This window comes from Erwinia persicina (genome assembly GCF_014838825.1).
GTDB lineage: Bacteria > Pseudomonadota > Gammaproteobacteria > Enterobacterales > Enterobacteriaceae > Erwinia > Erwinia persicina_A.
In genome coordinates this window covers 85233-109759 of the sequence record NZ_JACYMO010000013.1, presented here as the reverse complement: position 1 = coordinate 109759, position 24527 = coordinate 85233, and the positions used below count along the sequence as shown (strand labels likewise).

21 protein-coding genes and 1 pseudogene are annotated in these 24527 nt (G+C 54.7%); 4 read left to right on the top strand and 18 right to left on the bottom strand.

Annotated elements, in window-relative coordinates; translation table 11 throughout:
• Nucleotides 1-5: 5 nt before the first annotated feature.
• From IFU29_RS20770 to IFU29_RS20695, 18 genes and pseudogenes are all read right to left on the bottom strand, one after another.
• The gene (locus IFU29_RS20770; RefSeq protein WP_191935585.1) at nucleotides 6-557 is read right to left on the bottom strand and encodes a hypothetical protein; all 552 of its coding nucleotides are present in this window, start codon (nucleotides 555-557) and stop codon (nucleotides 6-8) included.
• A gap of 1 nt (nucleotide 558) precedes the next feature.
• Nucleotides 559-3186 carry a type VI secretion system Vgr family protein gene (locus IFU29_RS20765; protein ID WP_191935584.1) on the bottom strand — a complete coding sequence of 876 codons (2628 nt, stop codon included), beginning with the start codon at nucleotides 3184-3186 and terminating at the stop codon, nucleotides 559-561.
• Nucleotides 3187-3482: 296 nt separating this feature from the next.
• The gene (locus IFU29_RS22875; RefSeq protein WP_423244855.1) at nucleotides 3483-3677 is read right to left on the bottom strand and encodes a hypothetical protein; all 195 of its coding nucleotides are present in this window, start codon (nucleotides 3675-3677) and stop codon (nucleotides 3483-3485) included.
• Nucleotides 3650-3889, bottom strand: coding sequence for a hypothetical protein (locus IFU29_RS22735; protein ID WP_342214501.1), 240 nt, complete (start codon nucleotides 3887-3889; stop codon nucleotides 3650-3652). The genes IFU29_RS22875 and IFU29_RS22735 overlap by 28 nt, the downstream gene beginning before the upstream one ends.
• Before the next feature lie 38 nt (nucleotides 3890-3927).
• Nucleotides 3928-4308: a type VI secretion protein gene (locus tag IFU29_RS20760; RefSeq protein WP_191935583.1), complete on the bottom strand. Its 381-nt coding sequence runs from the start codon at nucleotides 4306-4308 to the stop codon at nucleotides 3928-3930.
• Nucleotides 4309-4529: 221 nt separating this feature from the next.
• Nucleotides 4530-4994 carry a putative T6SS immunity periplasmic lipoprotein gene (locus IFU29_RS20755; protein WP_191935582.1) on the bottom strand — a complete coding sequence of 155 codons (465 nt, stop codon included), beginning with the start codon at nucleotides 4992-4994 and terminating at the stop codon, nucleotides 4530-4532.
• A gap of 156 nt (nucleotides 4995-5150) precedes the next feature.
• A pseudogene (locus IFU29_RS20750) lies at nucleotides 5151-5435 on the bottom strand (type VI secretion system tip protein VgrG); the annotation flags it as partial.
• A gap of 294 nt (nucleotides 5436-5729) precedes the next feature.
• Complete coding sequence (locus IFU29_RS20745) at nucleotides 5730-6194, bottom strand: putative T6SS immunity periplasmic lipoprotein (protein ID WP_342214500.1); 465 nt, start codon at nucleotides 6192-6194, stop codon at nucleotides 5730-5732.
• Nucleotides 6195-6230: 36 nt separating this feature from the next.
• The gene (locus tag IFU29_RS20740; RefSeq protein ID WP_240343534.1) at nucleotides 6231-6692 is read right to left on the bottom strand and encodes a putative T6SS immunity periplasmic lipoprotein; all 462 of its coding nucleotides are present in this window, start codon (nucleotides 6690-6692) and stop codon (nucleotides 6231-6233) included.
• Nucleotides 6686-7234, bottom strand: a complete 549-nt coding sequence (locus IFU29_RS20735) for a type IV secretion protein Rhs (RefSeq protein ID WP_191935581.1) — start codon at nucleotides 7232-7234, stop codon at nucleotides 6686-6688. Before IFU29_RS20735 ends, IFU29_RS20740 begins: the two co-directional genes overlap by 7 nt.
• Nucleotides 7227-9866 carry a type VI secretion system ATPase TssH gene (gene tssH, locus IFU29_RS20730; RefSeq protein WP_191935580.1) on the bottom strand — a complete coding sequence of 880 codons (2640 nt, stop codon included), beginning with the start codon at nucleotides 9864-9866 and terminating at the stop codon, nucleotides 7227-7229. Before tssH ends, IFU29_RS20735 begins: the two co-directional genes overlap by 8 nt.
• Before the next feature lie 303 nt (nucleotides 9867-10169).
• Nucleotides 10170-10661: a type VI secretion system effector Hcp gene (gene hcp / locus IFU29_RS20725; protein ID WP_191935579.1), complete on the bottom strand. Its 492-nt coding sequence runs from the start codon at nucleotides 10659-10661 to the stop codon at nucleotides 10170-10172.
• Between the two features lie 3 nt (nucleotides 10662-10664).
• Nucleotides 10665-12389: an OmpA family protein gene (locus IFU29_RS20720; protein WP_191935578.1), complete on the bottom strand. Its 1725-nt coding sequence runs from the start codon at nucleotides 12387-12389 to the stop codon at nucleotides 10665-10667.
• Between the two features lie 3 nt (nucleotides 12390-12392).
• Nucleotides 12393-13046 carry a type VI secretion system protein TssL, short form gene (tssL, locus tag IFU29_RS20715; protein ID WP_191935577.1) on the bottom strand — a complete coding sequence of 218 codons (654 nt, stop codon included), beginning with the start codon at nucleotides 13044-13046 and terminating at the stop codon, nucleotides 12393-12395.
• Nucleotides 13043-14380 carry a type VI secretion system baseplate subunit TssK gene (gene tssK / locus IFU29_RS20710; RefSeq protein WP_191935576.1) on the bottom strand — a complete coding sequence of 446 codons (1338 nt, stop codon included), beginning with the start codon at nucleotides 14378-14380 and terminating at the stop codon, nucleotides 13043-13045. Before tssK ends, tssL begins: the two co-directional genes overlap by 4 nt.
• Nucleotides 14381-14395: 15 nt before the next feature.
• Nucleotides 14396-15943 carry a type VI secretion system contractile sheath large subunit gene (tssC, locus tag IFU29_RS20705; RefSeq protein ID WP_191935575.1) on the bottom strand — a complete coding sequence of 516 codons (1548 nt, stop codon included), beginning with the start codon at nucleotides 15941-15943 and terminating at the stop codon, nucleotides 14396-14398.
• A 30-nt stretch (nucleotides 15944-15973) separates the two neighbouring features.
• Nucleotides 15974-16471: a type VI secretion system contractile sheath small subunit gene (tssB, locus tag IFU29_RS20700; RefSeq protein ID WP_191935574.1), complete on the bottom strand. Its 498-nt coding sequence runs from the start codon at nucleotides 16469-16471 to the stop codon at nucleotides 15974-15976.
• A gap of 488 nt (nucleotides 16472-16959) precedes the next feature.
• Nucleotides 16960-17655, bottom strand: coding sequence for a hypothetical protein (locus tag IFU29_RS20695; protein WP_191935573.1), 696 nt, complete (start codon nucleotides 17653-17655; stop codon nucleotides 16960-16962).
• A gap of 567 nt (nucleotides 17656-18222) precedes the next feature.
• Between IFU29_RS20695 and IFU29_RS20690 the strand changes: the two genes are divergently transcribed.
• The 4 genes from IFU29_RS20690 to IFU29_RS20675 all read left to right on the top strand — a co-directional run bounded on the left by IFU29_RS20690 (nucleotide 18223) and on the right by IFU29_RS20675 (nucleotide 24484).
• Nucleotides 18223-19722, top strand: coding sequence for an OmpA family protein (locus IFU29_RS20690; protein WP_191935572.1), 1500 nt, complete (start codon nucleotides 18223-18225; stop codon nucleotides 19720-19722).
• A 15-nt stretch (nucleotides 19723-19737) separates the two neighbouring features.
• A complete protein-coding gene (locus IFU29_RS20685) occupies nucleotides 19738-21390 on the top strand; it encodes a hypothetical protein (RefSeq protein WP_191935571.1) in 1653 nt (550 codons plus the stop codon).
• Nucleotides 21387-22217: a hypothetical protein gene (locus tag IFU29_RS20680; protein WP_191935570.1), complete on the top strand. Its 831-nt coding sequence runs from the start codon at nucleotides 21387-21389 to the stop codon at nucleotides 22215-22217. Before IFU29_RS20685 ends, IFU29_RS20680 begins: the two co-directional genes overlap by 4 nt.
• Before the next feature lie 176 nt (nucleotides 22218-22393).
• Nucleotides 22394-24484: a TonB-dependent siderophore receptor gene (locus IFU29_RS20675; protein WP_191935607.1), complete on the top strand. Its 2091-nt coding sequence runs from the start codon at nucleotides 22394-22396 to the stop codon at nucleotides 24482-24484.
• Nucleotides 24485-24527 lie beyond the last annotated feature (43 nt).

Genomic DNA, 24527 nt, shown 5'->3' with positions numbered 1-24527 from the left:
ATACCTCAGCGATTGCTAATAAAGTCTATATTTGTATTGTCGTATGGGTTTTTTATTTCTCGAGACCTAAGCTCAGAAAGCTTGTTACCTGTAATAAAGTCCCCTGAAAAATCAATAAATGGGGCGTCAATATAGGACAACAATGCCCCCTTTACGCTCTCCTCTTCATCCAGCCCAAGATGGTATCCGATCACAATATTTTCATTGTCATAGCATTTCATTGTGGAGGGAGCCCAATCACCAGACTTAACTACATTATTAAAGGAATAACCCTGTCCTTCCAGGAGGACTTTTTGCCTGTTCGGGATGTACGGTAAAGAAAACTCTTTATTATTCGTCCCGTTCTTTATTACCAAACGGTAATTTTTGCATATATTCTCCTTTGGGCTTTTTTGATTCACCTGGCATTCAGCACTGACCTTTACCAAAGCTAAGCCACATTGCATTTGTGCTGATTTAGCATTCCATGTGCTACTTGCAAAAGAAAAAAATGGAGCCAGCAATATACATAACAAAAACTTAAACTTAAACTTAAACTTAAAAGTAATATCACGCACTTTAATTTCCCTCACACTCACTGCATTGACAACCATCACCCTGGAATGACATATCTGAAAATGATGAGCAATGTACTCTATCCACAATATTCTCACTATCGTACCAATAATCACTTTGAATCATTTCAAGTTCAAAAGGTTCATTCGGGTTTGATGAGTAAACTGGGACTGTTTCACCGCTCTCGTCTGTTCTACCAAATAATTTCTGCCCATTACTCGATGTCAACATATATGCCGCAGCTGCAACTGGAACTCCTGCATCAGACGATGCCGTAAATTTCCCACTATATCCAGATAGAAACTGGGGCATAACACTACTCATACTTACGCTGCCCATTTTCTGCGCATTGGCACATTTCCACAGGATATTACCTTCACAACCCATAATAATATTTTTACCCTGCAACTGGATAAACGACCCGTCCAGGTTTTTCAGCACGACATCTTTCGCTGCCGTGATCTCAACCCGCCCTTCCGTACTGGTTACGGTCACATCCTTTTTGGCTAGCGCCTCCAGCTCATCGTCCTGTGCCTGAATTTCAACTTTTCCCTTAGCGGCAAAAAGTTTCATTCCGGCCTTTCGGGCCAGCATACTCACAGCTTCACCCGCAGCCACAGTAAAACGCTTGAGCGCGCTGATATCAGTATTTTGCTGGGACATGATCCCTACACTGGCTGCACCAGAAGCTACACGCACAGCCTGAGGACTGGTGATACTCACCCCTTCAGGCGCATTCAATATGATCCCCGGTTTAGCGAGCTCTTTGAGAGCTGCGTTAAGCGTCTGCTGACTCGCAGTATCTGCTGGCAGGGCATCAGCCCCTTCAGCAGCAGATGACAAACTTTTGGCAATCGTCAGAGCATTTTCCAGCTGGGCAATGGCCTCTTTCATAGAGAGCATCTTGTCCCCGGCGAGCGTTTGTTTATCTGCTGTGATAAATACCCCAGCCCCACCGCGAATGGAAACATGTCGGTCAGTACGCAGCTCCGCCCCCTCGCCACGAAGAACCCTGGAAGCGTTGACGTTGTGCCCTAAATTAAGTTGGGTCTTACCACCGTACTCCGTACTGAGCTTAACGTGCTCTTCGCCGCGCTTGTCTTCCATCCGCAGCTTGTTCAGCCCGGCTGTGCGGATAACGTTGCGCGTGCTGTTGGCTTCAGTAACGTGGTCAACGTGGCGGGAATCATGCAGCGCGTGGGCGATGTACGGCCGGTCCGGATCGCCCTCATGGAAGGCGATGGCCACTTCAGTGCCCTGGATCAGCGGGAAGTGGAAGCCGTACTTGTCACCACCGTAAGGCTTGGCAAAGCGCACCGGCATACTTTCCATGCCCTGACGCCTGTCGTCGCGGTCGGCATCGAATTTTACCCGGTACATACCTGAGGCATCCTGCCAGGCATAGATGTCGTTATCCTTGGCGCTGGTCACTCGTGCCGTCAGGGTACCGCTGACCACCGGGCGTTTTTTAGCGGCAGGGCGCCAGCAGCGGTTCTCGTAGTACGGCATCCCTTCCCACGCCACTGACAGAGCATTCTTACGGCTGGCGATATAGCCCGTGCGGGTAATGATGATGCCGTTGTCCGTTTCTGTTGGTAGCGTTGGCAGTACCACATTCTCACTGATGGTCAGCACCTGGGCCGGGGAAAGCAGGGCATCATTGCTACACCCGCTTATAGTCGTCTGTCCTGACAGAAAACGCTCGTGCTCCAGGCGCGCCCAGAAGTTGCCGGTTTCTGCTGAGGGAGTGATTTTGTCGCCACGTTCAAGATGACGCGGCAGGTAGTGATAGACCTCACCGTAGGTCACACCGTCACCGTCACCGCGGGTCATGTCCGCCGGTACTGAGGTCAGGATATTCTGGGCTTCACGGTGATTGTAATCACTGGCGGTGACAGAGCGCTCCACCACGTTGTGTCGGACGTTAACGCCCCAGACCGAATCCGCTGCATTGTCACTCATTCCCGATGGGCTGCTGAGTGGCAGAGATTTACCGAACGTCCAGGCACTCTGCTTGTCTGCGAAATGCACCACTTCGGTATGGGTGTCGGGTTGCAGGGTAAAGAAGTAGAAAATCCCCACTTCGGCCAGCAAACGCTCAATGAACGCGAGGTCATTTTCCTTGTACTGGTTAATCTGTTCACGCTTCGGATAGTCGGCTTTTAGGGTGAACTCATACTCCCAGCCTTTCAGGCCATGCTCCTGCAACACTTCGGCGACGACTTCCGGTACCGACTTGTTGACGAAAAAGCGGTGGGTACGGAATTGCCTGCGCAGCAGAGACAGGAACGGCTCAATAATAATCTGGTACGTCGCCTGGTCACGTGAACCGCTGATACGCTTAAAATGCGTTACCACGCCATGCACCACTTTCTGCCCGGTCAGCCCCATCAGTGGCCCGGTTCCCATGGTCAGCGTGGCAGGCCTGGTCAGCAGCTGCGCTGCGCTGATATTCTGGTCGCTGCTGGTAAAAAGAATGGTGTAGTGGTAAAGCTCACTCATGAACTCCTGTCCGCTGAATTCTTCCACATCCAGTGAGGCTGTACAGGACGGAATATCCAGACGGTAGCGGTTCAGTCCGCCTTCCGTTAGCGCAGACAGGGTGTTATTACGCGTATCTGTCAGACTCATGATATTGACTCCATGGGATAACCTGCTGTCCATGACTTTCTTGCCGGCGGGCAAGTAACAGGTTTAAGTACTTAGTGAGTAAGAAAAAGAGTGATTACAATTCCAGCCCCGACAGTGCAATGAGGGCTTTAATCAGTTATACGGTCATTTCAAAATTATTCATGCCGTATTCGCCGTCGCCACTAATGGTATAAAGCGCTTAACAGACGTGTAAAAAATGCATCCGGAAGAAACAGCACACTCATTATGACTAAACTAATAAAAATAAAAATCTTCATTGTTTTGATGCCGGAGCACTATTCAGAGACTTTAATTGAACCATAGGGCCTTGCAAGTTCCCGGTCGGTCAAAGGGAAACTATATACTTGATTATTATTAACCCCCACACCGACAACAAAACTTCTTGATTCATTATGACTTCTGGTCGAGCGCAATAAAAACTCGACGATATATTTATTGCCACTTACAAAGCCATAGAAGGAAGACGGAATACAGAGCTCTCCATCTGAAACAATGAGATCAGGAGAGAAGTTATATTTTTTTCTTTCGAGGATGTTCCGCGTAAATTGATGACAATAGCAACAGGTTGATAATCCTTCGCATCCTTGATCTTAATACATACCTCCCATCCCTTCGAACTGGCTAACGAGGTTTCGTCCGGTACCATTCTGTCACCTGGGCTAGGACACCCTGTAAGTATCATTAGGCACACACTGAGTAAAAGCGTTTTAGATAGTGTCCTCACCATGGAACCCCCCGCAATGCATTTCGATATTGTTCTCTTATTATCGATTCCGATGTATCACCATCTAGCGTAACAATCGGATATTTTTTTATTTCAAGATAATTCCATGCATCATATCCAAATTTCTGGAGGACAAAATTATCTGCAATAATCTGCGCCTGCTGCTCCATCGGATATTCACTTAACAGACGGCCATCGAGTGTGTAACGATAACTGACCATCCAGCTCACCAGGCCCCGTCCAATAACATTCATCCCTCTTTCCCGTTGCCAGGCATGACTCATTTCATGGATGAATAGATGCTGCATATGATCGGTCGACTGCGAAAAGTCATCATGGTACTGATTACGAAAATAGAGCTCACCATTCGGCGTCATTGCCACATTCTCGCCCTGTAATCCAAAAGGCAGATAACTGCCATATTGAAGGTTACTCTCTTAACCAATTGGGCCAGTCTGAATTTGTCACCCAGACTCTCCCGTCGATGACCGGAGTCAATAAAGTCATATCCCAGATAGCAAAAGCTATCAAAAAAAACAGTACGGCGGCAATAACTAGCATAATAAAGAACATTACTTACCTCCGAGACTGCTATTCATCAATTCTTAATCATTTCATCATACGGCCTCAGGATCTCCATATCGGTGGGTCGTATGCTATGAACCACACCTTTACTCACCTCCAGCGCTGAAACAATACGTCGAGGACGGTCTGCATGCCTTAAAGAGGCAAAGCTGGCTTGAATGAAATACTGGCCATCTTTATTAAACTTATAAAATGATGGTGGAATACAAAGAAATTCATAATTTATCCGTAACTGTGGACTGAATATTATTTTTTCATCTTTTGGTTTTGTTCCCCGGGGATTAATAGATATGTACTTTAATACATAGTCATCGCCACCATTGACAGAGAAGCAAACACTCCCATCATTAACAATGATATGCCCCTCTTCATCTGGCTTCAGTCTGTCGCCAGGCCCCGGACATCCTGTTAAGGTCTGCAAACATATAACAGCAAGCAGGCCTGCACGCATAACCCGAAAAATTATCGGTATCACCATGGAAATCCTCTTAACGCGTTTTTATATCCTTGTTTAATGACAGCTTCAGAAATATCACCATCCAAAGTTATACTGTGGTCAATCCTCAGCTTTAACCAGCCATAATACCCTTCACTTTGCAAAGAAAAATTATCTGCAATGATTTGTGCTTGCTAAATGCGTTACCACGCCATGCACCACTTTCTGCCCGGTCAGCCCCATCAGTGGCCCGGTTCCCATGGTCAGCGTGGCAGGCCTGGTCAGCAGCTGCGCTGCGCTGATATTCTGGTCGCTGCTGGTAAAAAGAATGGTGTAGTGGTAAAGCTCACTCATGAACTCCTGTCCGCTGAATTCTTCCACGTCCACTGAGGCTGTACAGGACGGAATATCCAGACGGTAGCGGTTCAGCCCGCCTTCAGCTAGCGCAGACAGGGTGTTATTAAGCTTATCTGTCAGACTCATGATATTGACTCCATGGGATAACCTGCTGTCCATGACTTTCTTGCCGGCGGGCAAGTAACAGGTTTAAGTACTTAGTGAGTAAGAAAAAGAGTGATTACAATTCTAGCCCCGACTGTGCAATGAGGGCTTTAATCAGTTATACGGTCATGTCAAAATTATTCATGCCGTATTCGCCGTCGCCACTAATGGTATAAAGCGCTTAACAGACGTGTAAAAATGCATCCGGAAGAAAGAGTACGCTTATCACGAACAACGCAATAAAGGTGAGTGTTCTCATTATTTTATATTGACCAGCTACTCGGAAACTTGAATTGATCCATATGGCCTTGCTATTTCTCGATCGGTCAGAGGAAAATTGTATAACTGCCCATTATTCACCCCCACGCCAACGACAAATTTCCGTGGCTCATCTTCATTTTTCTTTGAAATCAATACATACTCAAAAATAAGCTTCCCCTTATCCGGAAAATGATAAAAAGAAGGTGGAATGCATAATTTTCCATTAACGATCGTGAGGCCTGGAGAGAAATTAAAAGCCTTCTCCTTCGAAGGTGTTCCTCGTGGATTTATCCCCATGTCAGCAGGTTGATAATCCTGAGCATCTGGAATATCTAAACATACATTTTCCCCCTGCTTGCTGACAGATGTGGTTTCATGAGGAATCATCCTGTCTCCCGGGCCAAGACATCCTGTCAGCACGGAAAGGAAAAAGAAGGTGAATATTCCTTTCAGGCATAAATCAAAGCATCGGATTATCATCATATAGAAGCCGAATGTTACTATTCAGTATGGTGTTTAGCGTGCCGTCGCTGGCACATGGTATTCCCGTGTCGTCAACGATACATCCCGAGCCTTACCGTTGATCATTTCAAATCCGGTGACAAAGCTCCTTGGATGGTTACTTTTACTCTTAGACTGCAATACAACCTCAACAATAAATGGGGCTTTTGACGTATCAGGAAAATGGTAAAACGAAGGACTAATACATAATTGGCTATTAATAATTCGTATATTCGGGTTTTCGGTAAACTGCCTTTCTTTAGACGATTTATTCCTAAGGTTGATAGAGATGAAAACAGGCTGATAATCCTTACTATCTGGGACGTAATAACAAACTGCATTATTCTTCATCCAGACGCTGGCTGTTTCAGCTGGGTAATATTTCATCCCACCCCACGGGCATCCGGTTAATGTAAAGACAGAAGTGACAGCTAAAATAATAAACAGTACTGAATGCCACCACTTTATTTTTACCATGGAAACCCTCTCAATGAATTTCTATACATTTCTCGGATCATTGATTCAGATGTATCACCATCAAGAGTAACGATCTCCCAGCCCCTGAGACGCAACCAACCATCATAGCCATGAGCCTCTAGTGTAAAATTATCTGCAATAATCTGCGCCTGCTGCTCCATCGGGTATTCACTTAACAGACGGCCATCGAGTGTGTAACGATAGCTCACCATCCAACTGACCAGCCCTCTCATAATAACATTCATGCCTTTCATTCGTTGCCATACATGCCCCATTTCATGGATGAACATATGTTGAAGATCGTCAGTTGTCTGGGAGAAATCGTCGCAGTATTGGTCACGAAAATAGATCTCCCCGTTCGGCGTCATCGCCGTATTCTTATCCTGTAAATTGAAAGGAAGATAACTCTCTCTGTGGATCCATACTTTCGAATAATCAATAGTGGATAAAAAAACAGATTGTGCCAGCTGTATCTCACCCGTCGTAAGTAGCCTGGCACCACCTTCTTTAATTCTGAACTGATCCTGAGTTTCTTCAGTCATGTTTAAACTCCAGCCCAATCCCCTCTTCCTCACTCCAGCTAAGGCGTAGCGACTGTGGTTTCTGTCTGGCCGCCATATGGGTCAGCAGCTGCTGACTCAGTACCGGCAGAATTTGCTGATTCAGCAGACTGTCGACGTTGCGCGCGCCGGTATCCGGCAGCAGGCAGGCTGCAGTCAGCGCGTCATACAGGCTCTCCCCGATCTGCGTAGTCAGACCGTAGTGACGGTTGAGGCGCTTGCTGACCTGTGCGAGCTTCATTTCCACGATGGTGCGCATGGCAGGCTCACTCAGCGGACGGTAAATCACGGTCTGGAAGCGCGCCAGCAGCGCGGGCTGGAAGTGGTCACGCAATATCGGGCGCAGCAGTTCGTGCAGGTCTGCTTCGGTGGATTCTGGTTGTTCGTCCAGCATCTGCATCAGATGGTCGCTGCCGAGGTTGGAGGTCATCAGGATCACGGTGTTGCGGAAGTCGATTTCACGCCCTTCGCCGTCGCGCATAAAGCCGCGGTCGAAGACCTGATAGAACAGGTTCATAACGTCGCGGTGCGCCTTTTCCACTTCATCCAGTAGCACCACGCTGTACGGATGCTTGCGCACCGCTTCGGTCAGAATACCGCCCTGGCCGTAGCCGACATAGCCCGGCGGCGAGCCTTTCAGCTGCGACACGGTATGCGGCTCCTGGTACTCGGACAGGTTGATGGTGATCAGCGATTTTTCACCGCCGTACAGCACATCCGCCAGCGCCAGCGCGGTTTCGGTTTTACCGACGCCACTCGGACCAACCAGCAGGAACACGCCCTGCGGCCCGTTCTCGCTGGTCAGCCCGGTTTTAGCGGCGCGCAGCCGCTGCGCGATGGCGTTAAGCGACGCCTGCTGGCCCACTACACGCTGGCCGATTTCCGCTTCCAGTGTCAGCAGTTCGGTCTGCTCGTCCTTCATTAATGAGGAAAGTGGCACCCCGGTCCAGTCGGCAATCACGTTGGCAACCGTGCGGGTGCCCACATCCACCTGAACCAGCACGTCGCCCTGCTGTGCCTCTTCGAGCTGCTGCTGCAGGACGGAAATGTCTGCCTGCAGGCTGATGTCCTGCCGGCTGGCCATCAGTCGCTGTGCCAGCGCCTTTTCGTTGCTGAACCGGTCTTCCTGCTCCCCGATACGCGCGTCCAGATCAGCCCGCTGCTGCTCAATCACACCCAGGCGGTCACCATCACGGTTGCTGCCGGCGGCGATATCGTCCAGCAGCGCCTGCTCTTCCAGTTCCAGCGCGGTCAGCTGTGCTCTCAGGCGCACAATTTGTTCCGGCACCGTATCAAGGCTCATGCGCACGCGGGCAGCGGCGGTGTCGAGCAGGTCGACTGCCTTGTCCGGCAGCTGACGGCCGGTCAGGTAGCGGCGGGAAAGCGTAACGGCCGCACGCACTGCGTCATCGGTGATGTGCACGTTATGGTGTTCGGCATAGCGGGATTTCAGGCCTCTGAGCATCAGGCAGGCGGTTTCGTCGTCCGGTTCGTCCACTTTCACCATCTGGAAGCGGCGCTCCAGCGCGGCGTCCTTCTCGAAGTACTGCTTGTACTCGCTCCAGGTGGTGGCGGCGATGGTGCGCAGCTCGCCGCGTGCCAGGGCCGGTTTCAGCAGATTGGCCGCATCCGCGCCCCCCGCCTGATTACCGGCACCGATAATGGTGTGGGCTTCGTCGATAAACAGCAGAATCGGCACAGGCGACTGCTGCACCGCATCGATGACGTTTTTCAGACGCTGTTCAAATTCACCTTTCACACCTGCTCCTGCCTGCAACAGGCCGAGATCAAGGGTGCGCAGGCTGACCGGTTTGAGGGATCCCGGGACGTTGCCTTCAGCAATCCGCAATGCCAGGCCTTCCACCAGTGCGGTTTTGCCGACGCCCGGTTCACCGACCAGGATCGGGTTGTTCTTGCGGCGTCTTGAGAGGATATCCACCATCTGGCGGATTTCCGTGTCACGGCCAAACACCGGGTCAATCTTGCCCTCTTTCGCTTTAGCAGTGACATCGAGGGTGAATTTATCCAGCGCGTTCTGCAGCGCCGGGTTCAGTTCGCCCTCTTTCAGCTCTGCACCCACAGGACGCCCCACAAACTCCACCTCACCGCCATGCTCCTGGGCCAGTTCGGCCTCAAACTGTAGCTCCGGGCGTTCATCAGACTGTGCATCCAGCAGCGGGCGCAGGCGGGAAAGCTGACTCATCCCGAGCGTCAGCAACGGCCACAGTCCGTCACAGTGAGCAAGTCGCTGATTTTCCGTCAGTGCCATCAGCAGATGAACGCTGCGGATACTCTGATCTCCGGCAAGCGAGGCCAGCATCCAGGCTTCCTGCAGCAGTTTCTGGATATCAGCAGATAGCTGCGGGCGATTGCGTACCGAGCGCGGCTGACTATCCAGCCAGCCCAGTAAATCCTGCCAGATGGCATCCATATCCCACTCGTAGCGGCGCGCAAGCACCGTCAGGTCACCTTCCCCCTGTTCAAGCAGCTTCAGCAGCCAGTGCTCCGGCAAAATTTCCGCGTGGGCACGGGTCTGGCAGAGCGAAGCCGCGCCTTCCATCGCACGGGCACAGTAAGGGTTCAGACGTCGCAGCAGGATGGCTGGATTTTCCATGAATTTCTCTCTTTGTCGGTTCCTGGACACGCTACCGCCCATCGCTGTTTCCCGTGAAGGGGACCAGAGCGCATGCGGTCGGGCTGGCAGTTTGTGGGTTTCTTTGCTGAACGCCCGCGAGCTGCAGACGTTCAGCAAAACAGCGGAAAGGTCATCCCCCTCCGCTTAAAAACGAGGATTACGCTAAAGAGTTCGTGTCGCAGGAAGGCGGCAAGTTCGTAAGTCTCCGGGAACAGAGATAACTATGTGACCGGAGCGAGCGAACGCAGCCAACGCACCTGTGGCGCGAAATATGACGCGTAATCAGGCGGTGGCGCGTTCGTTCCAGCTATCGGAATGAATGATGTTGCCGTCTTTGTAGGTCCAGGTGATTTTTTCGTAACGCAGCTCGATGGTTTCGAGGTGGTTATGCTTCTCGTAGCCCGGGTCTTTGATGTCGTGCATTTTCGGCGCGACTTTCACCAGCTTGACGTTCTCCAGTTTGGTGTTGAAGTACTCCACTTCCTGGCCCGCATCGTTGATTTTGTACCACTTGAATTCGGCAGACTTGAGGGTCTGACCGGTGGTCACCGCCTTGTACAGGTACGGGCTGGACGAGTCGATTTCCTTGGTGAACAGGAACGGGGTGTGGATACGGGTACCGGTCAGCTTGCCGGTGTTGTTATCGGTCGGGATGTACAGGTTATGTTCCTGTGCCACCACTTCGATGCTGCCTTCACGGTCTTTCACGTCCACGGAACCTTTGATGTCCGCACCGCCGTCGTCTTTTAGCCACAGATAGACTGGAATTGCCATGTGTTACTCCTTATCAGAACTTACTGTTGTGTCATCATCCTGTGATGACGTCTGGGATACTGATGCCAGGCAGGCGTCTGCCTGCGGCACCAGACTGATTTCGACCCGGCGGTTCAACGCACGACCTTCCGGGGTATCATTAGTTGCGATCGGGCGCGTGGCGCCGTAGCCCTGAACCGCAAAGCAGCTTTCCGGTACATCACCGGTGTCGCGCATCCAGTCACGCACGGCTTCGGCACGCTTCAGGGACAGCGTCTGATTGAGTTTTGGGTTGCCGGTGTTATCGGTATGGCCGGACACGACAATCAGCCAGCCCGGTTTGGCTTTGATGCCTACCAGCGAGTTCACCAGCAGTTTGGTGGAACCAGGCTTGAGGTCGAACCTGCCCGAGTCAAACAGCGACATGCTGTCGAGACGAAGGGTTTTCGGACCCTGGATGATTTTCTTAATGACCGGTGGCGGCGTTGTCGGCGGTGCCCAGTCACTGACAGCGGCCTCAACGGGCGGCACCAGGCGCAGCCCCTGATACAGACCCAGGCGATAACGCAGTGGCTCCCCGCGACGCTGCCAGTCGTCCAGCAATGCGCTATCGGCCCTGAGGCGCTGCTGCGCACGCAGTTTCGGTGCCACAGGCTTACCGGTCAGCTGGTGATACAGTGCAAGGTGATCGCCAACATTACGGATGAGGCGCTGGTTGTTCATCCAGGACGCCAGCATGGCGAGTGCCAGGAAAATCCCGCCCAGAAATGCGGCGTAACGCCAGAACACCATTCTGCGGCTCACGCCTCGCCGCCGCGGTAACGCCGGCAGCAGCAGTTCAGGCAGCGGCAATGGTTCTGTGGTGACAACGGCATCCGGTGGCAGCGCCGTCACGGAAGTGATGTGCTGTTGCCAGAGATTGCCCGCGATGCCGCTCACCGCCACCATGCACATACCCTGCACACAGGGCTTCATCACCGGTAGTTCGCCCTGCCGTAGCGACAGCAGGTCATTCACCGCGCTGCTCTGCCAGGCAAGCAGACTGTCCAGCCACAGGCCCAGGCTCAGACGCGAAAGATGCCCGTTTGAGCCGGTCTCCCGGGTCCATTCCGTCAGTGACACATTGCCCTGACCGGGCTGATGCACCTGAATACCGCTTCGCTGGCTTACCGTGGTAAACCAGACGGGCTCTGCCTCCGCGCAGGCCGCAGGGGGCGATAACCAGGTCACGGTCCACAGCGGGGGGAGAGTGCCAAATGCCGCACGGCACTGGACGACAGCCCGCTGCCAGCCCCGCAGTGACTGGGTAAAATCATCAATGGAGGTGTGCTGTTCAGGTACCACCGCCAGCATGACGGAGATTTGCGACACCAGCGCCGGGCGCACCAGGCTCAGGTGCTGTGCAAAGAGAGGCAGCTGTTCCGCATCCTTCACACACAGATACCAACCCTGCCGGGTTTCCCGGTGACGGGAACCGGACACAAACAGCGGGGTATTGTCGCCACAGACGAGGATAACCGACCCCTGAAAATCTTCCGGCGGCAGGTTTTCATTCACAATCTCACGGACAGCGGTCGCCCGTGCCTGAGAAGCCCGAAGCTGACGCCAGATCATCACCCCGGATACCAGAAAAACCAGCAGGCTGAGTGCCGTACGGCTGCCCGTGGACAGTGGCCAGAATTCCAGAACGAGCCACAGCGCCAGCAGGGCACCCAGAGCAGTTAACAGACTTCGGTACGCAACCTGCATCGCTTACCCCGGCCTGACGATCTGGCTTACTCGTTCGGTAAGCGAAGACGAAAGGAAGAACCAGAGGGCGACGAGGGCGACAGCGGCCACAACCCAGCTCAGCCAGTACCCGCGACGGCCGCTGCGCAGGCGTGATGCCCGGGCAACAATGGGGGCATCCTGCGCCAGCGTAAAGGCTGGCACCCGCTCACCCAACGCCCGCACCACATCTTCACGTCGTTCATCGTCTTCAGCCCGGTATTGGCCAACAAAGCCCAGTTGCAAAGTGCGGTACATGCAGGTCAGTACCGCGATGTCTGGTGCCGTTTCTTTCAGCAGGTTGCGAATACGTTCCCACACCTCTTCACCTGCATTCAGAGTGCCAAAAAAGTGCGCCTGTAACGGATCACGCCGCCAGGTCAGGTAACCGTCATCTGTGGATCCGCGGTTCAGCACGCTCTCATCAAGCAGGGCACACAGCGCATAGACCATGTGATCACGGCTGATATCGCTGTAGCCCGCCTCCTTCAGCGCGGCTTTCGCCTCCAGCACCAGACGACAGGCCCGACGGTAGAGCCCTTCCCCGTCACGGACCTCCTGTCCGCCCCGCAGCTGGCTGACCATCAACCAGCCGGGGTAGAAAATACGCTCAATTTGACTCATTTCTGATGTATTCATGTGCGCAGCACCGCAAAGAGTTCAAGATCCACATCCCCCAGTGAGCGCGGGGTATAGAAGGTGCAGCTTCCCGCTTCCAGCATCGCCCGTGCCGCCTCACTACTCAGATCCAGCGAGAAATACTGGTTCTCGAGGCGTAACGGGATAGCGGCCGGCACATGGGTCAGCGGCTTGATAACTATCCCGCTCAGAGCCACATTCACCACATCCGAAACATCATCAAAGCTGCCCGCTTTACACAGCTGCGGGAATTTTGTCTGAAGTTCATGGTTCGGCATGGAGGAGCGTACGGAAAGGTAGAAATCCGCCCCCTCGCGCAGGCGAGCATCGTGCAGAGCACCTTTCCAGATCTGATCCTGATGCTCCAGGTGGATACTCACCACCCGTGACGGCAGGCTCGCTTCCAGCAGCTTATCGAGCAGTGCCAGCAACGGCGGAAATACCCGCTCCGGTGCATCATGCTGATAAGCAGGAATATCCCCTGCGTCGTGTTCAAGAGAGAAAGTCAGCAGACTGCCGGCCAGACGTGTCAGTTCGCGATACAGCAGCTCCGGGTGACGCTCCGGTGTCTGCAGCAGCTCCGTCAGCACCGGCCCGGCGCTGTTCAGGGCATTGAGCAGCCAGAACAGGGAGACATCCGCGACGGCAAAATCTGCCATCCGCTCATTGCTCTCACGACGCATGGCCATCAGGCGACGTCGGCGGGTCTGCAGACGAACCAGCAAGTCACCCAGTTCGGTGGCAAGCCACGGGCTGGCAGCAACAGAAAGCATCGGCGGGATGAAAGCCGGGTCCCGGCTCCACTGCCCCTGGGCATTACGAACCAGACGGGCCACCGGACAGGTCAGGTATGCTGTGTTTTCCTGGCTGGACAGACGCAGGGTCAGCGCATGACGCAGAATCGCGAGTTCCCCGCGTTCATGCCCGGCCAGTTCCTGCACCACCACACGTTCAGCTTTCCAGCGACGCGGGCGCTCACTGTCCTGCCCATTATCGAGGTTGCCACCACTGGCGCTCAGCAGCGGCAGCGCGACAACCACATCAACAGGCTCACTGCCCGCTGCAACAGATAAATCACAGACCGGAGGAAGCCTGTCCGCCAGGTCGGTATCAATAAGAGTACCGTCCTGAAAGCGCACCACCAGACGGGTGGCGTTCAGACGCAAGAGCGCCAGTGCGGCATCGTCAAACTCTGCCGCAACCACGCCCCAGGGATGAGAAATACCCATCCGGGCGACCATGTCGGCGACGTGCGCCTCCCAGCGGGCCTGCTGCTGGAACTGCTGAGGAGACAGCAACGCCCCCTCGTTCCATAACGGACGATAGATTTTCATCCCTGACAACCCGCCTTACGCTTTAGCTTTCGGCATCTGGGAAACCAGAGACAGATTGATGTCCATCCCTTCCACCTGGAAGTGCGGAATGGCGTACAGCTTCACGCGGAAGAACCCCGGGTTGTCTTCGATATCCTCCACGATCACTTTCGCATCGCGCAGCGGGTGCGACGCCTGCAGCTCGTCGCCCGGATCGGTCATTTCCGTCACCAGCCCGCGCACCCAGGTGTTCAGCTCCAGCTCCAGCAGGCGGCGATCCTTGGTGGTACCGATGTTTTCACGCTGGATCAGCTTCAGGTAGTGCGCAATGCGCGACAGCAGGAAGATGTACGGCAGGCGCGCATTGATGCGGCTGTTCGCCGTGGCGTCGGCGGTGTCGTACAGCGCCGGCTTCTGCGTCGAGTTGGCGGAGAAGAAGCACGAGTAGTCGCGGTTTTTGTAGTACGACAGCGGGATAAAGCCGAGGTTGGCGAACTCAAACTCGCGGGTTTCCGGGATCATCACTTCAGACGGGATCTTCACCTGGTTGCCGGTGCCGAGGTCGTACAGATGGATCGGCAGATCCTGCACTGCACCGCCCGCCTGCGGGCCTCGGATCTGCACGCACCAGCCGTTGTTGATAAAGCTTTTCACCATGTTGGCGGCGAAGGCAAACGAGGCATTAGTCCACAGGTACTTATCGTGCTCCGGGCCTTTCACCTCTTCCACGTAGTTAAAGCTGCGTACCGGCACGGTGTCCGGGCCGTACGGCAGGCGGCCGAGCACGCGCGGCATCACCAGCCCGATATAGCGCGAGTCGTCGGTGTCGCGGAATGACTTCCACTTGATGTATTCGGCGCGGTCGAAATAGTTGCCGATATCTTTGATCGCCGCCACGTCTTCCATGTTGTCCTTCAGGAAGAACTGCGGACCGGCGGAGCCGATAAACGGCATATGCGCGGAAGCAGCGACTTTGGAGATGTTGCGCAGCAGCGCCACGTCCTGGGCCGAGGCATCGAACTCGTAAGACGAGATCAGCGCGCCAATCGGCTCGCCGCCCGGGGTGTCATACTCGGCGATGTAAGTGTGGGCGTAGAGGCCGCTCTGAATAATTTCCGGCGCGTCTTCGAAGTCCTGGCGCAGATCGTCCTTGGACAGGTCCAGCACTTCGATTTTCACGTTCTGGCGGAAGTCGGTTTTGTCCACCAGCGACTTCAGGCCGCGCCACAGGGATTCCACCTGCTGGAACGCCTCGTGGTGCATCACCGCATCGAGCTGGCGGCTGATCTGCCCGTCCAGGCGGGCGATATGGTGGTCCAGCAGGGTTTTATCCAGTTTTTCAATCCGGGTGCCCGACTGGCTCAGGCACTCCACCAGCACCTTCATTGCGGCGGTGACGCGCTCGCCGGCGCTGGCATCGGACATCGCCTGGCTGTCCTGCCAGCTATCCAGTTCGCTGAGGTGCGTCACCGGGCTGAGATTGATTTTTTCAAACAGGGAGGCGTAAACACCGCCCACAGCGGGGCGATCCAGCACGGTGGTACCACCGGTGGAGGAGGTTTCATTTTGCACAGACATCAGCATTTTCTCTCTATCATTCCGTGAGGGGGGGGATCAGGCTTTTTCAGGCGCCAGGGCAGACAGCTCGCTGCGCAGTTCGTCGCTCAGAGCGGGGTTTTTCAGGATAGTTTCCAGCTCTTTGCGGAAGGTAACGTTATCCAGCAGGTTGGCTTTCAGGTCGCGCAGCAGGTTACGCATCGCCAGCATGGCTTTGAGCTGGGGGATCTGGCGGGCGACCTGCTCCGGGGAGAAGTCCTTCATGTCGCGGAAGGTGAGCCTGACGCTCTCTTCGCTGCCGTCGCCGGCCAGGGTGTTTTCAACCGAGATGTTGAGCGCCGGGGAGAAGTCCGCCAGCACGCTGTCGAAGTTGTTTTTGTTGACGTTGACTTTTTCCCGTTCGGACAGCGCACGCTGCTCCTGGCCGTTGCTGAAATCGCCAGCAACCAGCAGCTTTAACGGCAGCTCCATTTTTTTCTGCGCCCCGCCGGTGTGCAGATCCAGCCGGATATTAACGCGCGCTTTTGGAATCTCGTTCTGATAAGAGTTGCTCATATTTTTTCCTGTAAAAAATGGGCAAGGAAAGCGTGATAAACACACGTTCCTTGTGTGGGCACAGGTGACTATAAAGTAATCTTTTTACAGGGAGCAAGCGTTTAAATCGGATCTTTTGCGCTGATTTATATAGGAATTTTCTTGTAATTTAAGTTAAGTTGCTGAATAAAATGATTTAACTGTTTCGATTTTATTTAACAAAAAAAGACGTTTCATGGCGACAGGCGGGGGCACAGGGTCAGTGCAATAACGTTAAAGTAACGGCTTATTATAAACAGTAGTAAAGAAAACTTATGGGAAGCGCCCATCAAAGTGATCTGATGAGAGGCACAGCAGGGAGGAGAAAGAGCAACATTTTCGCACCCGCAGCCGATCCCTTGCGGCACCCGAACTGCCTGAAAAAAGCCTGTAAAAACAGTGTTCAGGGGGCAAAAAGGGGGTGGCAGCAATTCCCGGAATTAACAGGAATCTTTTGGTGAATAAACACGCTAAAAGTCGAGCGTTTCGGTTTTTACCCAGGCAATCAGCGGGGAGCCTTTTGCATTCACATAGCCTATATTCACCCATTGCCCGCCAGATGTACGCTGGATGATCCTGACGCGATCGCCTGACACCAGATACCCCCGGGTCTTACTGTGATCCTCCGCCTCCGTGAACAGAACCGATCGCGATTTCACCGTTGCAGTAGTCTCAGTACGGGTTACATACCGCAGCAGATAACGGTTAATCATTCCTGCCGCTGCCGGGTTAGCGTTAGCCAGCCGCTGATAGTCATTGATATTTTCTTTCCCCGGGGCATCACAGCGCAAAAGGTTACTTACGCGACTGGCTTCCAGCAGGGCGAAATCCGATGCTGCCGCTTTCACAGTAGGCCGCTGGGACAGGAAGTCGAAGGTTTCGGCGTCAGGCCTGGCAGAGCTTGCCAGACGATCTTCCTTCCCGACCCAGGTGTAACCACAGGCTTCACCCGACCAGTCACTGGTAATACAGCCGTTGCGCATATCCACCACGCTGCAATAGGCCCGGTCGGTATAGGCTACCGAACCATCTTCCTGCACCAGATCACCGCCGGAAAGGCTGTTGACCACCAGATAGCGCCCGGAGGGAGACACAGGCGACGTGCTCTCATAGATACGGTCAGGCTGCGTAAGGTCAGCCTGACCATGACGATTCGAGAACACCATTTTACCCCACATCGCAGTGGCGTAATGTTCCCCCGCTGTTTTCTGAGAAAATGTCAGAGTCCCCCCCGTCGGCGAGTGAACTGACACATCCGCGTGGCTTGTGCCGGCGAAGAGCAGTGAACATAAAAGAAGACGGGCGTAAGAAGAGGTCATCGTTCCCTGAACCTGAATAAATGAAAAGAAGAGGCGAAATATAACACCCGAAGCCAGGCCGGCGTTAATAACAACGATCACCGGTTTACCCGCCCGACTTATTGACCGCCTGAGTTTAAATGTTCTACTATTTGCCGCCTTCATCACCCTCTTACAATAATATCGTCAGGGCATGAAGGATTTTTACAGATTTCCCTAACTACCCGATACCTATGCCATTCTCCTGATAATTTCGTTTATCCGGGCAGCTATTCGTTTGTATAAAGGCACAGGTCGTATAACAGACTAACTTAAGACAAATTTCTGAATTATCAGCACTGACAACAAGAAAATCAGATCCACTTTTTATTAAAGACGTTCTTTCATAATGAAAAAGCGGACAGTTTTTATTCTCAGGCAGGAGAACGGGGTGAAATGAGACAGTATCCATTAAGGAAAATCAGCCTGGTGGCGGCCGTGGTAACGCTGACGTCCAGCTGTGCCACGATGCATCAGGCCGGTCAGGACTACGGTACCGCGATCGGCTGCGTTGGCGGCGCGGCGCTGGGGGGCGGGTTAACCTATCTGCTCACCGGTGATGCCAAAAAAGCCCTCGCTGGCGGATTAATTGGCGGTGTGGCTGGCTGTGCGGCCGGGAATATCTGGCAGAATCGTGAAAAAGCACTGGCCAAAATTGCTGCGGAAGAGCATATCGCCATCCAGACCCGGACGCTGGAAGCGCAGGCGAAAAGCAGCAAACAGGCCGTCGGCCTGGTGGCACAGGTGCAGGACAAAGGCATGTTCGACACCAACAGCGCACAGCTCTCCTCTGATGGTCTGCGTCAGGTTAAAAAACTGGCGGCTGCAATGAAAGAGGGCGATCAGGGAGGGGTGATCCTGGTAGTAGGCCATACCGATGCCACCGGTAATCCGCAGCTTAACCAGCGCCTGTCTGAACAGCGGGCGCAGAACGTCGGCCGGGTGCTGGAACAGGCCGGCCTGAGCGGTAAAAACCTCTATTTCCAGGGCGCAGGCTCTTCACGTCCGGTCGCAGACAATGATACCAGCGAGGGTCGCGCTGCCAACCGCCGCGTAGAGATAGCCGCCCTGGCCAGTGAAGCCCTGTTAAAACAGCGTCTGGAACAGGAAGGCAGCAACCTCGCCTATCTGCGCTACGGCACTGCCAGCGAAAGCGCCAAACCGGCCAGTACGCGCGCGCCTGCCCGTAGCAGACCGGCAAAAACCGCCCCTGCCGTCAGCAGCGCCCCCCGCACGCCACCGGCGGCCACCGACACCGGGAGTGTCAGAGCAACAGCACCTGCGACCACCGCCTCACGGCCCGGCACCTCCGGCCCGGCGGCGATCGTGGACTTTGGTGGCCAGCCGGTCAGCAGCAGTACCGCTTCACTGGCCGCCAGCCTGAAACCCCGCAGCAGTGGCTTTAGCCTGATTTCAGAAGCCCATGCGGGCGGCGTGATGAAAAGCTGTTACAGCGATAACGCCCGCATTGGTGGTCAGGCGAAAAACCTGGCCAGCGGCCGCACAGTCGAGACCAGCGAAACGAAAAAATACCTGCCGGGCATGAATGGCCGCGCATGGGCCGGGCTGGTTAACGGTCATTTGGTGACCCTCTCTCCGGTACGGGTACTGAGTGATAACGCCACGGTCACGGAAAATCCGAAGGTGTATATCACCCGCGATTATCAGACCCGGCATAACCGCAAAGCCGATGCCCCGCTTGCCGCCGTCGCCAACGCGTGGGAGGGGGAAGACAGCATCCTGTATCGCGTTTATCTGCAAAATGCGCAACAGCAGGCGCTCTCCTGTATCGATCTTCTGGTACCGAAAGAATCGAAGAAAGCGCAGCAGGGACAACTCTTTTACAGCAATCATCACAGCCCATACCAGGCGTCTTACGCCCCCGTTGGCCTTTAAATTCAGGAACAGTTAATGGAATTTCTGCAAAGTATTGCCGAAGCGATCTCTTTATATCGTTATATTTTTTGGCCGCTGGTCGGGTTGATGGCGCTGATCATCATTTTCATCCGCTGGTGGGATCAGGTGAGCTATTTCTTCCTGAACCTGATGAGCAGCCTGCCGCTGTTTGGCTATATTACCCGCCTGTCGCGCAGCCATGAGCCGCGTCGCCGTGGCACGGGGGGCCTGGCCTGGTACCCGGCAGAAGAGGCGATCTGCGCCAAGTACTGGCAGTATTACAAAACCTCTAACCTGGACGCTGACTTCTATCTGCGCTGCGTCAACTACCTGAATAAAGTCGACGAGCGCGGCCGTAAGCCGACCGGCATTATTCTGTGGTGCGTCAGCGTGGCCCTCGTCCTGCTGGAAGCCTTTATTTTTGCCTTAGTACTGTCACCGTTTATCGCGAACAATATTTCTGCCAACCAGGCGGAGTTTTCTGCCATCGTGATTTCGGTACTGATCGGTGTGGTGCTGGTGCCGGCAACCCACCTGATGGGCTCTGAACTGCATAAAAACACCCTGCTGAAAAAGATCCGCTACTGGTATGCCGAAGCGCGCCACGGCGGGACGGCCAAAGGCCTGAGCAAAAATACGCAGATCTCGCTGGAAACCACGCGCCTGGACGATAACGACCCGAACTATCTGCAGATGCTGAACCGCGTGACCCACAACGCCCAGGTGAAGCCGCAGTACTGGGCTACCGGCATTGCCCTGGCGCTGATCCTGTTCTTTGCGGTCGGTGCTTACTTTGTTCGTGCCGCCACCATTGACTCTATTGATACGCAGGCCGTGAACGGCTCGCCATTCAGCCAGCAGACGGCAGCGGCCTCCGGGTCGCCGTTTGACCTGCCTGCGGCGGCTGTAGAAGACAATGCCCGTGCCGACCGTCAGGCCGCGCACGAGATCAGCGATAACCGCGTGTTTGCCTCCAAGCTGACCTTTATTATTCTGTCGGTGATTTTCGTCGGCGTTCAGCTGATCGGTATTCTGGTGGGCCTGTTCCGCTCCTTTGCCGGCATTGAGTCTAAAGCGGCCTCAAAATATATCGGTAACTTCAGCGGCTCAGAAGAGTTTGCCACCTGGCATGCGATGCGCCGCGAACGCGTAGAGCGCGACGCCCAGGAGAAACTGACCTCGCTGCAAAATCGCCTGATGATGAAGCGCACCAACAGCCAGAGCGAAGCGCTGAATACCCTGCCCACCTTCCAGGACTATGCCAGCGGCAAAGTGCGTGATAAAGCGCGGCTGGATGCCGAACAGCAGCTCCAGATGCAGGAGTATGCCGCGCCTCAGCCCGCCCCTGCAGCGCCGCCTGTGGCCGTGACTCAGGCGGTTCCTGTGCCTCAGCCGACTGCAGTCGCCCCGGCGGTCGTCCCGGAGCCTGTCGCAGCCGCCGCCATCGCACCGGCTGCCGCGCCGGTGACGGCCCCGGCTCCGGCGGCCCCCCTGGCCGATGACGCGGAGGAGAAGCAGCGCATTCATGCTCTGGGCGATCTCACCTCGTTCAGCGCCGATGAACTGCAGCTGATTGCCGACGATCAGGGATTAGCCCTCCCCGCGCTGCAAAAGCGCCAGCAGGTGCAGGCCCTGCTGAATAAGGCACGTCAGGGAGGAACGGCATGAAAGCCCTTATCGCGCTGATCCTGCTGGGCATGAGCACGACGCTGTACGCTGCCGAACGTAACGATATTCCGAGCTGCTACAGCTACGCCAGGCTCGACGCCGAACGTCCGCCCGCCAGCGGGCGCGAGCTGGTGATTATTGTCGACCAGACGGTGAAAGTGCCGACCGAACTGAAAAAGTCGATCTGGCAGCAGGTGCTGCGCTTCGCCCAGCCTGGCGACCACATCATCCTGTATCAGTTCTCTGCTCTGCTGCAGGACAACTACATGAAGCGCACCTTCGACGGCAAGCTGGAAGGCCCGTTCACCGATCAGAAAGCGCGCAACAGCCTCGGCATGGACAGCCTGAAATCTCTGGATGGCTGCCTGACACAGCAGAAACAGTTTTTTGAGCAGACGATTGGCAAAAAGCTGGCAGGTGCCTTCGCGGAGCAGGGCGATAATATTGCTAAAAGCGAGATCATGGACAGCCTGAAGCGAATCAGTGACGATCTGAAGGCAGAGCCGGCGCAGGCGAAAACCGTTCTGCTGGTGTCGGATATGCTGGAAAACAGCGATTTCGGCAGCTTCTACAGCAATAATCAGATCCGCCTGCTGGTGCCGGAAAAAGAGATGCAGCGCGTCAGCAAACAGCATCTGCTGGCCGATTTTGCCGGCAGCAGGATCTACATTGCGGGGGCCGGGCTGATCGACAGCGAGGCGAAAAATAACTACCGTTCAGGAAAAATTATGCAGCAGCTGGAAGCGTTCTGGCGTGACTATTTTTCGGCGTCCCACGCCACGGTGATCGGCTTTGGTGCCCCGGAACTGACGGTCGATCTGCAGTAAACTCTCCGCCCGGTACGCCCTTTTCCCTTAACGCGCTGGCCTCATGGTCAGCGCGTTTTTTATTATTGGGAAATTTTTGTCGGAAGTTATTGCATAGTGACAACCAATGATAATAATTGTCGTTATCTTTCACATTCTCATTGGCATCTAAACCCATGTTCACCACTAAGCCCTGCATGCTCGCCGTGCTGATCGCCAGCACCTGCACCGCCTTTGCCCACGCGGCAGCCAGCGATGAAAAAACACTGGTGGTCAGCGCCTCAGATTCTGGCGCCGCCGCCCTGCCCGCCTATACCAACAGCGCCACCAAGTCGGCGGTGCCGGAAAGCAAAACGCCTCAGGTGATCAATACCGTCAGCAGCAAGGAGATTGCCGCGCGTCACGCCAGCTCGCTGAATGAAATTCTGCGCTATGCCCCCGGCGTGTCCACCGAAACCCGCGGTGCCACCTCGTATATGAGCGAGTATAAAATCCGCGGTTTCACGGTGGATAACACCTTCTATGACGGCTTACAGCTGCCGTATAACGTCACGGGTAACACCAAAGCCAGTATCGATCCGATTCTGATCGACCATGTGGATATCTTGAAAGGCCCGGCCTCGGTGCTGTACGGCAACGGGTCGCCGGGTGGCCTGGTGAATATTCAGAGTAAAAAGCCGGAGAAAGAGCAGAAAACCGAAGTCGGGTTTAACAGTGGCAACCGCAAGCTGCGCGAAGGCTATATCGACAGCACCGGCGCGATTGCCGACAGCGACTGGAGTTATCGCTTTATTGGTAAAGCCAGCGCCGGGGACGATCAGCCGCGCACCACTCACAGTGAAAACTATCTGGTGGCCCCGTCACTCACCTGGCAGCCGTCGGATAAAACCCGCCTGACGATCGACGCGCAGTACCAGGACATCCCCAGCCTGACGCCGTCTGACCCTCTGCCGCTGGCCGCGCTGACCTCGTCAGACGCTTCGCGCCGCACTTATGCAGGCGACCGCTGGAGCGGCTTTAAACAGCGCCAGTGGATGCTGGGTTACAGCTTTGAGCATCAGTTCGATAACGGCTGGGGCGTGGCGCAGAAGGCGCGCTACTTTGACGTTGATACCCACCAGCGCAGTATTTATGCCTCGGGTCTGACCAATCCGGCCGTCAGTAACAGCCAGCTGGATCGGTTTGCCTACACCACCGATGAAGACCTGAAAAGCTTCAATATCGATAACCAGGTGACGAAGCAGTGGGATCTGGGTGACTGGCAACATCACCTGCTGGCGGGCGTGGACTATCAGCGGATGGATTCTCACTTCAACTATCAGTACGCCACCCGCACACCGGGCTTTGATCTCAGCAATCCGGACTACAACCAGGTCAGTGAGTCGGCGCTGGGCCTGTATACCGCCCAGCTTAACCGCCTGAGCTTCAACCAGACCGGCTACTACTTCCAGGACCAGGTGGAGTACGGCAATCTGAGCCTGATCGCCGGGTTGCGCTACGATGACTACCGATCCACCAACACCGACTACCTCGGTAATAATCAAAAAGAGTGGGTGGCGCAGCACCGCCTGACCAAACGCCTCGGCGCGCTCTACACCTTTGATAACGGCATTGCGCCGTTTATCAGCTACTCCGAAGGCTTCAAACCGGTTTCACCCACGGGCAACCTGACCTCCGCTAAACCGACCACCAGCCGTCAGCTGGAAGGCGGGGTGAAATACCTGCTGGCCGACTACGCCACCACGGTGACCGCCTCGGTATTTAATATCCGGCAGAAAAACGTGCTCACCTCCGATCTCAGCTTCCTGAACTATCGCCAGACCGGTGAAGTGGAGTCAAAAGGGGCAGAGCTGTCGGTGATCAGCCGTCCGACCGACAATATCAGCCTGATCGCCAACTACGCCTATACGCACGCGCTGAATACCGAAGATGATAAGTACCAGGGGAAACGCCCGACCCAGGTGGCGGAGAACAGCTTTAATCTGTGGGGGGACTACACCTTCGACAACGGCGCAGTGCGCGGCCTGACTGTTGGTGCCGGGGCGCGCTACGTCGGCCCGATGGAAATTGCCCTGGCCAACGATCAGGGCAAGCTGGGCGGTACCACGCTGTGGGATATGGCGGTGTCTTACAATATGGCGGCGGTCTCTCCGCAGCTGGCCGGGGTGACGCTGAAAGCCAGCGCGCAGAACCTGACCAATAAAGAAACCTTCACCTGCTACGACACCACGAACTGCTGGATCGGCCGTGACCGCACCTGGCAGGCGGGCATCAGCTACAGCTTCTGAGCCCCGCTCATTGCAGGCACTCTCTCTGCGGGAGTGCCTTTTT

What these genes read in the sequence shown, in the direction of transcription:
- IFU29_RS20765 (WP_191935584.1), bottom strand. Translation starts at nt 3,186, where the DNA reads ATGAGTCTGACAGATACGCGTAATAACACCCTGTCTGCGCTAACGGAA.
- IFU29_RS22735 (WP_342214501.1), bottom strand. Translation starts at nt 3,889, where the DNA reads ATGATACTTACAGGGTGTCCTAGCCCAGGTGACAGAATGGTACCGGAC.
- IFU29_RS20760 (WP_191935583.1), bottom strand. Translation starts at nt 4,308, where the DNA reads ATGACGCCGAATGGTGAGCTCTATTTTCGTAATCAGTACCATGATGAC.
- IFU29_RS20755 (WP_191935582.1), bottom strand. Translation starts at nt 4,994, where the DNA reads ATGGTGATACCGATAATTTTTCGGGTTATGCGTGCAGGCCTGCTTGCT.
- IFU29_RS20745 (WP_342214500.1), bottom strand. Translation starts at nt 6,194, where the DNA reads ATGATAATCCGATGCTTTGATTTATGCCTGAAAGGAATATTCACCTTC.
- IFU29_RS20740 (WP_240343534.1), bottom strand. Translation starts at nt 6,692, where the DNA reads ATGGTAAAAATAAAGTGGTGGCATTCAGTACTGTTTATTATTTTAGCT.
- IFU29_RS20735 (WP_191935581.1), bottom strand. Translation starts at nt 7,234, where the DNA reads ATGACTGAAGAAACTCAGGATCAGTTCAGAATTAAAGAAGGTGGTGCC.
- tssH (WP_191935580.1), bottom strand. Translation starts at nt 9,866, where the DNA reads ATGGAAAATCCAGCCATCCTGCTGCGACGTCTGAACCCTTACTGTGCC.
- hcp (WP_191935579.1), bottom strand. Translation starts at nt 10,661, where the DNA reads ATGGCAATTCCAGTCTATCTGTGGCTAAAAGACGACGGCGGTGCGGAC.
- IFU29_RS20720 (WP_191935578.1), bottom strand. Translation starts at nt 12,389, where the DNA reads ATGCAGGTTGCGTACCGAAGTCTGTTAACTGCTCTGGGTGCCCTGCTG.
- tssL (WP_191935577.1), bottom strand. Translation starts at nt 13,046, where the DNA reads ATGAATACATCAGAAATGAGTCAAATTGAGCGTATTTTCTACCCCGGC.
- tssK (WP_191935576.1), bottom strand. Translation starts at nt 14,380, where the DNA reads ATGAAAATCTATCGTCCGTTATGGAACGAGGGGGCGTTGCTGTCTCCT.
- tssC (WP_191935575.1), bottom strand. Translation starts at nt 15,943, where the DNA reads ATGCTGATGTCTGTGCAAAATGAAACCTCCTCCACCGGTGGTACCACC.
- tssB (WP_191935574.1), bottom strand. Translation starts at nt 16,471, where the DNA reads ATGAGCAACTCTTATCAGAACGAGATTCCAAAAGCGCGCGTTAATATC.
- IFU29_RS20695 (WP_191935573.1), bottom strand. Translation starts at nt 17,655, where the DNA reads ATGGTGTTCTCGAATCGTCATGGTCAGGCTGACCTTACGCAGCCTGAC.
- IFU29_RS20690 (WP_191935572.1), top strand. Translation starts at nt 18,223, where the DNA reads ATGAGACAGTATCCATTAAGGAAAATCAGCCTGGTGGCGGCCGTGGTA.
- IFU29_RS20685 (WP_191935571.1), top strand. Translation starts at nt 19,738, where the DNA reads ATGGAATTTCTGCAAAGTATTGCCGAAGCGATCTCTTTATATCGTTAT.
- IFU29_RS20680 (WP_191935570.1), top strand. Translation starts at nt 21,387, where the DNA reads ATGAAAGCCCTTATCGCGCTGATCCTGCTGGGCATGAGCACGACGCTG.
- IFU29_RS20675 (WP_191935607.1), top strand. Translation starts at nt 22,394, where the DNA reads ATGCTCGCCGTGCTGATCGCCAGCACCTGCACCGCCTTTGCCCACGCG.